Raw genomic sequence first — 11,319 nt, forward strand, 5'->3', positions numbered from 1 at the left:
GCCATTATCCCCCATCGGATACCCTATAGGGCATGACTTCGACCCTCAGCGATTCCGCCCAGACCCCCGAAACCAGCCCCCGCACCTACGAAGTGCGCACTTTCGGCTGCCAGATGAACGTGCACGACTCCGAACGAATGTCCGGCCTGCTGGAGGCTAACGGCTACGTTCGCGCTGAGGAAGGCACCCAGCCCGACCTGGTGGTTTTCAACACCTGCGCGGTCCGCGAAAACGCTTCCAACCGCCTGTACGGCAACCTCGGTCAGCTGGCACCGGTCAAGCGCGCCCACAAGGGCATGCAGATTGCTGTGGGCGGCTGCCTGGCGCAGAAGGACCAGGACGCCATCATTGAGAAGGCACCCTGGGTTGACGTCGTGTTCGGTACCCACAACATTGGCTCCCTGCCGGCGTTGCTGGAGCGTGCCCGCCACAACCACGAGGCGCAGGCAGAACTACTCGAATCCCTCGAAGTTTTCCCCTCCACCCTGCCCACGAAGCGCGATCACGTGTACTCCGGTTGGGTGTCCATCTCGGTTGGCTGTAACAACACCTGCACCTTCTGCATCGTGCCGTCCCTGCGCGGTAAGGAGAAGGACCGCCGCCCCGGCGACATTCTCGCTGAGGTTCAGGCGCTGGTCGATGACGGCGCTATTGAGGTGACCCTGCTCGGTCAGAACGTGAACTCCTACGGCGTGGAGTTCGGTGACCGCGAGGCATTCTCCAAGCTGCTGCGTGCCTGCGGCGAGATTGAGGGCCTGGAGCGTGTGCGCTTCACCTCCCCGCACCCTGCAATGTTCACCGACGACGTGATTGACGCGATGGCGGAGACTCCGAACGTCATGCCCGTGCTGCACATGCCGCTGCAGTCCGGTTCCGACAAGGTGCTCAAGGATATGCGCCGCTCCTACCGTTCCAAGAAGTTCCTGAACATTCTGGACAAGGTACGCGAGCGCATCCCGAACGCTGTGATTACCACCGACATCATTGTGGGCTTCCCCGGCGAGACCGAAGAGGACTTCCAGGACACCCTGAAGGTTGTGGAGCAGGCTCGTTTCTCCTCCGCATTCACCTTCCAGTACTCGATCCGCCCCGGCACCCCGGCGGCGACCATGGAGAACCAGATTCCGAAGGAGGTCGTGCAGGAACGCTACGAGCGTCTGATTGCCCTGCAGGACCGTATCGCTGGTGAAGAGAACCGCAAGCAGCTCGGTAAGACCGTTGAGCTGATGGTCGTTGCGGAGGCCGGTCGTAAGGCTGACCAGACTCACCGCCTCTCCGGTCGTGGCCCGGACCAGCGCCTCGTGCACTTCTCGGTGCCCGAGGGTTGCGAGACTCCCCGCCCCGGCGACATGGTCACCGTTCCCATTACCGAGGCTGGTTCCTTCCACCTGATTTCTGACCCGACCGCTGAGCAGTACCAGCTACGCCGCACCCGCGCCGGTGACGCGTGGGACCGCTCCCAGGCTGACTCTTGCGGTACCGGCACCACCCAGGTGCCCGGTGCGCCGGTGGGTCTGGGCATGCCGACCATCGGTCTGCGCCCCTAAAACCTATAACGAATCATGCGCCCTGTTCTTCGGGCTCTTGTCGCCACCGCAAGTGGGGGTGAGGGAACCGGTAGAATGGGGCGCATGACTATCTCCGAAACTCTGCCCGTTATCGCTATTGTGGGCCCGACCGGCACCGGTAAGAGCGCGCTCGCCATTGAGCTGGCTCTGCGCCTGAACGGCGAGTGCATTAACGCTGATTCTATGCAGTTCTACCGGGGTATGGATATTGGTACCGCGAAGGTCACTGCGGAGGAGATGCGCGGGGTTCCGCACCACCTGTTGGACATTATGGATGTGCGGGATGAGGCATCCGTGGCGGAGTTTCAGGAGCGTAGCCGTGAGCTGATTGAGCAGATTCGCGGCCGTGGCCGCTACCCGATTCTGGTGGGTGGTTCCGGCCTGTATGTGCGTGCCGCCCTGGATAAGTTGGAGTTCCCCGGCACGGATGCGCGGGTGCGTGAGCGTCTGGAGGAGCGGGCGCGTACCGAGGGTATTGGTGTTCTGCACGCCCGCCTGGCGGAGGTAGACCCGGAGTCGGCTGCGCGGGTGAAGGATGAGCGCCGCATTATTCGAGCCCTGGAGGTGTTCGAGGTGACGGGCCGCCCATTCTCGGCGTTCATGCCGGTGCGCGAGTACATGACGGAGAGTATTCAGATTGGTCTGGATATGGATCGTGCCCTGCTGCACGAACGTCTGCACCGCCGCGTGGAGCTGATGCACGAGCAGGGTCTGCTCGATGAGATTCGTATCCTGAATACGCAGGGGCTGCAGGAGGGGAAGACCGCTTCCCGCGCGATTGGTTACGCACAGTTCGCTCGCGCCCTTGAGGACGCGGACTACAGCGTGGAGCAGGCGATTGAGGATACGACGATCGCTACCCGCCAGTTTGCGCGCCGCCAGCTGACCTGGTTCCGTGCGGACCCGCGCGTGCACTGGCTGGATGCGCTCTCACCCACCCTTGCAGATGAGGCGTTGGCTACAATTTTGCAAAAATAAGCAAATGGACGTACTAAGGTTGGGAAATTGAGGTTACTCTAGGGGCATATTGAACTCAACTATAGAGGAAATATGTAACTCACATCACATACGAAAAATTCTGCCACTCTGTCCGCGGCAAAATCCACTCCGCGTTCCCTCTACGATGCCATTCTGGGCGAAACGAATTCGCTGAACTTTCTTCGCCTCTCATTGGCCTCGTTAGTTATCGTGGCCCATGCTGCCCCTCTTGTCGGTTTTAACGCTGGAATTCTCGGAGTTCCTGTTCCCGAACGTATCGGTACTTTGGGTGAATGGGCTGTGAACATGTTCTTTTGTATCTCAGGATTCCTGATTGCTCATAGCGCGCAACGGGGTACTATCTCCGGCTATGTTAAGCGTCGCGCCCTAAGAATTTTCCCCGGCTACTGGGCATCCATTCTATTTGTTGTCTTCCTGTGTGCACCGATTGCTGTAGCCACCGGACACACGGCAGAGCCCTATTCACTGAAGGGCGCAGGCGGATACATAGCGCACAATTTTGACCTTTTCAATCTGCAATACCCCCTTTTTGGTGGTCCCATTGGCATCCCTTTCACCCACGCATGGAATGGGTCAGCCTGGACCCTGGGTTTTGAATTCCTTGCTTATCTAGCGCTTATCCCGATTTTCTACATTGGGTTTATTCGTAAGAACGCAAAATGGCTGGTTCCTGTTATCTATGCTGGGCTATTTTTCGGGCACCAGATTTTTGAACTGATGGGGCGTGAACCTAATCGTTTTGTAGAGCATATTCTTCGTCTGCATCCTTACTTTTTCGCAGGTGTCATTCTCTACATGTGGGGTAAGCGTATTCGATATAACGCTACTGTGGCTATTGTGGTCACGATTCTAGGATTTGCTCTGCAATGGTTTGCACCTGGTATTGCCCAGTACATGCACCTGCCTGTGGCTTACGGAATCCTGGCTCTCAGCGCTGCGATTAAGACCGACCTGTGCCGACATAACGATATTTCGTATGGCGTGTACATCTACGCGTTCCCGGTGCAGATTATGTTGACAATTTTCGGTAGTGCATCGCTGGGCTGGGTTCTGAACTCCATCATCACTTTTGCTATCACCGTTGGTTTGGCGTGGCTGTCTTGGCTGTATGTTGAGAAACCTACGTTGGCTTTGAAGGACCGAAAGCTTCTGCGCATTCGCCATAATCGTCCCGCAGGCACCGTAGCGGCATCTTCATAAACCAGTAAAGTATCCCACCTATTTCTGCGGCTTTCGGTGATCTTGATGAACTCGTCAAGTAAACCGGGAGCCGCAGAAGTATTTCCGAGGAAGAACGCCAGGTTCACCATCTGGCGCGGTAAAATCATAAACGGACCGGTCACCAACCTTAAGGACAGCATATGAGCGAGAACCCTTCCATCTGGGGCGAGCTGGCAGGCCTGACCCTCACCAAGGGTCACGGCACCGGCAACGACTTCATCTTTCTGACGGACGAGAACGCAGAAATTGCTCTCACCCCCGAGCTGGTAGCCCGCGCCTGCGACCGACACTTCGGCATTGGTGCGGACGGCTTCATTCGTGCTGCCCGCAGCACCGCCTCCCGCGCGGGTCAGAAGCTGCTCGAGGAGCACCCGGACGCTGTCTGGTTCATGGACTACCGCAATGGTGACGGCTCTATCGCTGAAATGTGCGGCAACGGTGTGCGCGCGTTCGTGGAGTACCTGCGCACTGAGGGCCTGATTGAGCTTGAGGTGGGCGAGACCGTCAAGATTGGTACCCGTGCCGGCGTGAAGACTGTGGCGCGCACCGAAGAGGGCTACGCGATTGATATGGGTCCGTGGAGCTTCATTCACGGTGAGGCTGCCCGCGAGGGTGGCGAGGACTGCCTGGTGTCTGCTCGCGGCCTGAAGACTCCGCGTGCTGGCCTGTCCATTTCGATGGGTAACCCGCACACCGTGGTGATGCTCGGCTCCGACGGTAAGCTGGACGGCCTGGATCTGCACAGCCTGCCTCAGGTGAACCCCGCCCCGGTCAACGGTACGAACGTTGAGTTTGTGGTGCCGGTCGACCTGGACGTCGAGAGCGGCGCGCAGGTGGGCGCTATCCGTATGCGCGTGCACGAACGCGGCGTGGGCGAGACTCTGTCGTGCGGTACCGGCGCGTGTGCGGCGGCTGCGGCGACCCGTTTCTGGGGCGGCGAGGAAGCACCGGATGAGTGGCTGGTGCATGTGCCCGGCGGTACCCTCGCGGTGACTTTCGTGCTGGGCCCGGACGACCTGGAGCATGTTGTTCTGGCTGGCCCGGCGCAGATGGTTGCAACCGTAGTGCTGCGATAGCCGGCTGCAATAGCGAGCAGTCCTAGACCAGAGATTTTATAGACAAAAGCGCGGGTGTTTTCTGAGAACACATTCAGAAAACACCCGCCGCTTTTATATTTTTAAGCAATGAGCGCTAGAGGATTTAGCGCCAGAGGTTTTAGTCCTCGTAGCGGTGTACCTGCAGAATACGGAAGCCCTTCGAGGTCGCATAGCGCGACACCTCAAACTCGCCGGGGTGCAGCTGTCCAAGCTGCGCGTCCATCCACTTCTGCAAAGAATCGGAGCCCAGGTTCTTCTGAACCACCAAGTAGGCGTCACCACCGGGCGCCAGGCGCGGCAGCCAGGTCAGCAGGATCTCGTGCAGAACCTCCTTGCCCACGCGAATCGGCGGGTTCGACCAGATGATGTCAAAACGCAGTTCGGGGTCAACCGATTCGGGGGTTCCCACGGTGACGTTCGACAGGCCGAGAGCGGCGGCGTTGCGTTCAGTCAGGCTAATGGAGCGGGAGTTCACATCCACCGCATGCACCTGCGCCTGCGGGGCGAGCATCGCCAGAGTCAGGGTAATGGGGCCCCAACCACAGCCGATGTCGAGCACGCGTTCGCCCTGCGGATCGGGTGCTTCCTGCAGCAAAATAGCGGTGCCCTTATCAATACCAGAGGGGCTGAAAATGCCGTTAGCTGTGGTGACGGTGACCTTGCGGCCGGCAAGCTCCACCTGCATGGGGCGGGGCTTAAATTCGGTCTCGGGGGTTTCAGAGAAATAATGCTGCTCGCTCATGCTATCCAGTGTACCGGTAGGGCAAGAACCCGCCGCACACGGGCAGAGAATGCACGGGGCGGGTCAGCAGCTTGCACGCCCTGAGCGCACAAGCGACCAAACCCCCTACCTGATGCGGGCAACGGCGGTAGAATTAGAGTCGTATGAATTCTAAGAACACCCCCGCATCTGATACCGAAAAGCTGCCCAGCGATGAGCAGCTGCGCCGCACCGTAGACCGCGTTCTGGGCCGCTCCCAGGCCGCCGCCTCCGTCACTACTTATGACGCCGCCGGTACCGCACATTACAGCGATAACTCTTCCAGCACCCACGGCAGCCACACTAGCCGCCGTGTGCTGGATACTCGCGCGCGTGAAATTTCTGACGTTCAGCGTGAGCACTCCGAATATGACGGTGACCAGGAAGATCTCGCTGAGCGCCGCGCCCTGCGCCGTATCGCGAACCTCTCCACCGAACTTGAAGACGTCACCGAGGTCGAGTACCGCCAGCTGCGCCTCGAGCGCGTGGTGCTGGCTGGACTGTGGACTGAAGGCACCGTAGAGGACGCAGAGAACTCCCTACGTGAGCTCGCGGCACTGGCTGAAACCGCAGGTTCCGAGGTTCTGGACGGCCTGGTTCAGCGCCGCCTCAAGCCGGACCCCGGCACCTTCCTCGGCTCCGGTAAGGCACTGGAGCTCAAGGACATTGTGGAGGCGACTGGCGCCGACACCGTCATTGTCGACTCCGAACTGGCTCCCTCGCAGCGTCGTGCCCTCGAAGACATCGTGAAGGTCAAGGTCATTGACCGCACCGCCCTGATTCTCGACATTTTCGCTCAGCACGCTAAATCCCGCGAAGGTAAGGCGCAGGTTGAGCTGGCTCAGCTGGAGTACATGCTGCCGCGTCTGCGTGGTTGGGGTGCGTCCCTGTCCCGTCAGGCGGGTGGCCGTGCCGCAGCCGGTGAAGGTATCGGTTCGCGTGGTCCCGGTGAAACCAAGATTGAGATGGACCGCCGCCGCCTGCGCGCTCGCATGGCGAAGCTTAAGCGTGAGATCGCTGCGATGGCGCCGGCGCGTGAGACGAAGCGCCTGAACCGTCGCCGTAACCGCGTGCCTTCGGTGGCTATTGCCGGGTACACGAATGCGGGTAAGTCCTCCCTGCTGAACCGTCTGACCGACGCCGGCGTGCTCGTGGAGAACGCCCTGTTTGCGACCCTGGACCCGACCGTCCGTAAGGCTCAGACCCCGGACGGTATCGGCTACACCCTCTCTGACACGGTGGGTTTCGTGCGTTCGCTACCGACCCAGCTGGTGGAGGCGTTCCGCTCCACCCTGGAAGAGGTCGCTGACGCTGACGTCATCCTGCACGTGGTGGATGCTTCGCACCCGGACCCGGAGGGGCAGATTCGTGCTGTCCGCGAGGTCATCGCGGAGGTCAACGCCCGCCATATCCCCGAGATTATTGTGCTGAATAAGGCGGATGCCGCCGACCCGTTCGTGCTGGAGCGTCTGCGCCAGCGCGAGCCGGAGCACGTAATCGTTTCGGCGCGTACCGGTGAGGGCATTGATGAGCTGAAGCAGAAGATTGCGGACACCATTCCGCGCCCCTCCATTGAGGTGAAGCTGCTGATTCCGTACTCGCACGGTGAGATTATTTCGCGCCTGCACGAGTGGGATGCCGAAATTAAGAGCACCGATTTCGTATCGGACGGCACTTTCGTGGTGGCTCTGGTCCGTGAAGATGTCGCCTCCGAACTGTCCGAGTATGTGCTGGAGAGCGACCTGCTGGAGGTTCTGGAAGAGGAACTTGCGGAGGCACAGGCCCTGGCTGAAGCGACCGCATCTGTTTCCGACCAGTCCTCTACCCCGAGGCTCTCTAGGGGCGTATGAGCGTGACCGAGAGCATCAACGCGCCCAAAAACGCCCCGGGAACCGTACCCGGATCTGCGACCGGCGGCACCCGATTCACCGGGCAGGAGCTTGAGACCCTGCCCGGAGCGAAGGATGCCCTGACCCTGCTGGACGAGGCGGTTGCCGCCACCGGCGGTCAGAACCGTGCCGGTCAGCGCATCATGGCGGCGCATGTGGCGCAGGCTCTTGAACTGCAGCGTCACCTGTTGGTCCAGGCGGGTACCGGTACCGGTAAGTCCCTGGGCTACCTGGTTCCTGCCCTGGCGCGGGTGGGGGAGTCGGACCAGCCGATTGTGGTTGCGACGGCGACTCTTGCCCTGCAGGCGCAGATCGTGAACCGCGATATTCCGCGTCTTCTACAAGCGCTGGAGCCGCGCCCGGAGTCGCAGGCGCAGGTTGCTCTGCTCAAGGGCCGCAATAACTACCTCTGCCTGCACAAGCTGGAGGGCGGCTACCCGGAAGACGAGCCGGATGCTCTCTTTGACATGCCTTCTTCGACCTCCCGCGTGGGTGAGGAAGTGGTGCGCCTGCGCGAGTGGGCTGACCGTACGGAGACCGGCGACCGTGATGAGTTGAAGCCCGGCGTCTCTGACCGTGCCTGGGCTCAGGTGTCGGTCAGTGCCGCCGAGTGTCTGGGCCGCCGCTGCCCGCTGGTGGAAGAGTGCTTTAGCGAGATGGCGCGTGGCCGTGCCGCTGAGGCTGACATTGTCATCACGAACCACGCCCTGCTGGCAATTAACGCTTTTGAAGGCATGAAGGTTCTGCCCGAACATGAGACGGTCATTATTGATGAGGCTCATGAGCTGGTGGACCGCGTGACCGGTGCCGTGTCTGGTTCTTTGACGGTTGCGATGGTTCGCCGTGCGGCACGTAGCGTGAAGAAGCATTCGAAGGCTGATTCCGGCGCACTGGAAATGGCAGCCGGCACCCTGGAGACCGCGTTCGAGGGTCTTGCCGAGGGCCTGCTGAAGGGCCTGGACGGTCGCCTTTTAACCGCTATTTCTGCGGTCAATGATGCCGCCCGCACCGCCCTGTCCGATACGAAGCCGGATGGTCAGGATGTTGACGCCGGCCTGCAGATGGCACGCTCGCGTGTCTCTGAGGTGCACGATATGAGTAGCCGCATTCTGGAGGCTTCGGGCGAGCAGGACGTGCTGTGGATTTCTCGTCAGGGTGGCTGGGAGAATGGCCGCTACGTTGCTGCTTCCGATACCGACCCGGCGACCCTGAACATCGCCCCGTTGAGCGTCGGTTTGCAGCTGCGTGACGGTCTATTTGCTGACCGCACCGTGATTCTGACGAGCGCAACCCTGACGGTGGGTGACTCTTTTGACGTTGCAGCCGCCGCCCTGGGACTGCAGGGCGAGGGCGCGCCGCGCTGGACGAGCATCGACGTGGGTTCGCCTTTCGACTACCGCAAGCAGGGCATCATGTATGTTGCCGGGGATTTGAAACCTCCGGGATTTGGTGTGCATGAGGGTCAGCTGGAGCGTCTGCGTGAGCTGTGCGAGGCGTCGGAGGGCGGTGCCCTGGGCCTGTTCTCCTCGAAGCGTGCCGCCGAGCGTGCCGCCGAGTACATGCGTGAGCATAGCGACCTGAACGTTCTTCTGCAGGGTGAGTCTTCACTCAAGGCCCTGGTGGAGGAGTTCAGCGAGGACGTTGACTCATGCCTGTTCGGAACGATGAGCCTGTGGCAGGGCGTGGACGTTCCCGGTGACTCTTGCCGCCTGGTGGTGATGGACCGCATTCCGTTCCCGCGCCCGGATGACCCGATTGCGCAGGCTCGTACGGAGGCGGTGAACCGTCACCGCGGTAACGGCTTTATGGCGGTTTCTGCTCACCACGCGGCGATTCGCATGGCGCAGGGCGCCGGTCGCCTAATCCGTTCGGTGTCTGACCGCGGCGTGGTGGCTGTGCTGGATTCTCGCGTGGCGACTAAACGCTACGGCGGTTTCTTAATGAAGGCGATGCCGCCGATGTGGTCGACGCAGAATAAGGCCGCGGTGACCGGTGCGCTGGCTCGGCTTTCGGCGAGTATTGAGCGTTAGATCGGGTAAGAAGATCTATCCTGGCAGCGCCGCGCTCTGATTTAGGAATATCCGCTGTGGAAAAAGCCGCTTTGGAAATATCCGCTTTGGACATATAGAAATCACCCCGGTGATACGTGAACGTTCACGTATCACCGGGGTGATTTCTATATAGAGCTAAAAGCCTCGCGGCTATGTCTTTTAGAAGCTGTGTTGTTTATAGTAACGTTGTTTAAAGCAGCTTCTTTGAGAAGCTGTGCTGTTTAGAACCCGCGTCTTCTAGAGACTGCATCTTCTAGAGGCTGTGGTTTTCTAGAGACTGCGCAGCACGGAGACAACCTTACCCATGACGGTTGCACGGTCGCCCATAATCGGCTCGTAGTTGGAGTTGCGCGGCATGAGCCAGGTATGGCCGTCGACCTGACGGAACACCTTCACGGTTGCTTCATCGTCAAGTAGAGCGGCAACGATATCGCCATTGTCAGCGGTGTGCTGCTCGCGGACGACCACCCAGTCGCCATCGCAAATCGCGGCGTCAATCATGGAATCACCCTTGACCTTGAGCATGAACAGCTTGCCGCTACCGACCAGCTGGCGGGGCAGGGCGAGCACATCCTCCACGGACTGCTCGGCGGTGATGGGGCCGCCCGCTGCAATTCGTCCAACCAGGGGAACGGGTACGAGGTCTTCATCGCCGACTTCGAAGTTCGGCAGCTCGGGCAGGGAAGAGGAAGCGCTACCGTGGATGCCGACGCCGTTCTCATCCAGCACCTCAATGGCGCGGGGGAGCTTGGGATCGCGGCGAATGTAGCCCATGGTCTCGAGGCGACCGAGCTGGTGAGTGACCGAGGACAGGGACGCAAGACCCACCATGTCACCAATCTGGCGCATGGACGGCGGGTAACCCTTTTGTTCAATCTCGGTGCGGATCGCGTCAAGAATCTTCTGCTGGCGCGCGGTCAGCGCCGGACGGGGTGCTGTTGCCATTTCTTTTCCTTCGGTCTGTACTCCGGCCTTTGTAATCGGGTCGGGGCACGGATGGGTGCTTCACACGTTTTCTGGTGGTGTCCTAAAAATTTTTTTGGTTCTGCCGAAATGGGTCTTATCTCGTCAGGGGGTGGAGGAATTCTATCTGTGCCGGAGCGATACGCAGGCAACGAGTATGCGCCTCCGCCCTATAAAACTCAGCCAGCAGCACCTGCATTCGATACAGAACCAAGCTGTAACGGGTACAGAAACCTGCTGTGAGTAGGACTCATCAGGAGCGTGTGGAACGTCTCTTGACACCAGTGTAGAACACTACACCGAAAAACTCAAACAAATATTCTAGATTTTTTCTTCGAAACTCGAAGAAATTTTTAGTACATCTCTGCTAGACTTTAGAACAAGAGTTCGTATATACTCTTGAATCTCTCCTGAAATCCAGGATTTACGGGTGAATGTTCGAAAAATATTCGAAGATTCAACCCGGAGTCTTCCAGGAGGGGAGAGTGAATGAGTGTTCGAATGTATTCGAATCCTCTGCCTCTCTTCGCATGTTCTACCCCGGATGCTATAGGGAGCATCTGGCGAAGAGAGCGCAGGGGATGGGGCTCCGGGGTAACCCAGCGCAGCCCGGTGCACCCGACGCTCTGACCTAACTAGAGAATAGCTACCCAATAGTTATCGCCTAACAATCACCACTCCATAGTTATCACTCAACTAGGACCTCTGAGCGGGTATCGCTCGGCATTGCTAGACCCGCGGGGTGGCGTTCTCAGAGACAACGCGCTGAAT

8 protein-coding genes are annotated in these 11,319 nt (G+C 59.7%); 6 read left to right on the forward strand and 2 right to left on the reverse strand.

What is annotated here, in order from left to right:
* Positions 1-32: 32 nt before the first annotated feature.
* From miaB to dapF, 4 genes are all read left to right on the forward strand, one after another.
* A complete protein-coding gene (miaB, locus tag HMPREF2927_RS01465; protein ID WP_070684913.1) occupies positions 33-1,547 on the forward strand; it encodes a tRNA (N6-isopentenyl adenosine(37)-C2)-methylthiotransferase MiaB in 1,515 nt (504 codons plus the stop codon).
* Positions 1,548-1,631: 84 nt separating this feature from the next.
* Positions 1,632-2,546 (forward strand): tRNA (adenosine(37)-N6)-dimethylallyltransferase MiaA, encoded by a 915-nt coding sequence (miaA, locus tag HMPREF2927_RS01470; RefSeq protein ID WP_070684915.1) that lies wholly within the window; start codon positions 1,632-1,634, stop codon positions 2,544-2,546.
* A gap of 171 nt (positions 2,547-2,717) precedes the next feature.
* Positions 2,718-3,767, forward strand: coding sequence for an acyltransferase family protein (locus HMPREF2927_RS01475; protein ID WP_256370571.1), 1,050 nt, complete (start codon positions 2,718-2,720; stop codon positions 3,765-3,767).
* A 161-nt stretch (positions 3,768-3,928) separates the two neighbouring features.
* Positions 3,929-4,864 carry a diaminopimelate epimerase gene (gene dapF, locus HMPREF2927_RS01480; RefSeq protein ID WP_070684919.1) on the forward strand — a complete coding sequence of 312 codons (936 nt, stop codon included), beginning with the start codon at positions 3,929-3,931 and terminating at the stop codon, positions 4,862-4,864.
* A 139-nt stretch (positions 4,865-5,003) separates the two neighbouring features.
* Here the strand turns inward: dapF and HMPREF2927_RS01485 are convergent, their stop codons facing one another.
* The gene (locus HMPREF2927_RS01485) at positions 5,004-5,627 is read right to left on the reverse strand and encodes a class I SAM-dependent methyltransferase (RefSeq protein ID WP_070684921.1); all 624 of its coding nucleotides are present in this window, start codon (positions 5,625-5,627) and stop codon (positions 5,004-5,006) included.
* Between the two features lie 143 nt (positions 5,628-5,770).
* On the opposite strand from HMPREF2927_RS01485, the gene hflX reads away from it, so the two are divergent.
* Together hflX and HMPREF2927_RS01495 are read left to right on the forward strand one after the other, a co-directional pair.
* Positions 5,771-7,495 (forward strand): GTPase HflX, encoded by a 1,725-nt coding sequence (gene hflX / locus HMPREF2927_RS01490; protein ID WP_070684925.1) that lies wholly within the window; start codon positions 5,771-5,773, stop codon positions 7,493-7,495.
* Complete coding sequence (locus HMPREF2927_RS01495; protein ID WP_070684927.1) at positions 7,492-9,564, forward strand: ATP-dependent DNA helicase; 2,073 nt, start codon at positions 7,492-7,494, stop codon at positions 9,562-9,564. Before hflX ends, HMPREF2927_RS01495 begins: the two co-directional genes overlap by 4 nt.
* Before the next feature lie 291 nt (positions 9,565-9,855).
* On the opposite strand, the gene lexA is transcribed toward HMPREF2927_RS01495, so the two are convergent.
* On the reverse strand, positions 9,856-10,530 hold the full coding sequence (lexA, locus tag HMPREF2927_RS01500) for a transcriptional repressor LexA (RefSeq protein ID WP_005507880.1): 675 nt from the start codon (positions 10,528-10,530) through the stop codon (positions 9,856-9,858).
* Positions 10,531-11,319: the final 789 nt, after the last annotated feature.

The organism is Rothia sp. HMSC061E04, from assembly GCF_001813685.1.
In the GTDB taxonomy this organism is placed as follows: Bacteria; Actinomycetota; Actinomycetes; order Actinomycetales; family Micrococcaceae; genus Rothia; species Rothia mucilaginosa.

Excerpts from the sequence above, each read along its gene's own strand:
- HMPREF2927_RS01485 (WP_070684921.1), bottom strand. The coding sequence starts at position 5,627 with ATGAGCGAGCAGCATTATTTCTCTGAAACCCCCGAGACCGAATTTAAG.
- dapF (WP_070684919.1), top strand. The coding sequence starts at position 3,929 with ATGAGCGAGAACCCTTCCATCTGGGGCGAGCTGGCAGGCCTGACCCTC.
- hflX (WP_070684925.1), top strand. The coding sequence starts at position 5,771 with ATGAATTCTAAGAACACCCCCGCATCTGATACCGAAAAGCTGCCCAGC.
- miaB (WP_070684913.1), top strand. The coding sequence starts at position 33 with ATGACTTCGACCCTCAGCGATTCCGCCCAGACCCCCGAAACCAGCCCC.
- miaA (WP_070684915.1), top strand. The coding sequence starts at position 1,632 with ATGACTATCTCCGAAACTCTGCCCGTTATCGCTATTGTGGGCCCGACC.
- lexA (WP_005507880.1), bottom strand. The coding sequence starts at position 10,530 with ATGGCAACAGCACCCCGTCCGGCGCTGACCGCGCGCCAGCAGAAGATT.
- HMPREF2927_RS01495 (WP_070684927.1), top strand. The coding sequence starts at position 7,492 with ATGAGCGTGACCGAGAGCATCAACGCGCCCAAAAACGCCCCGGGAACC.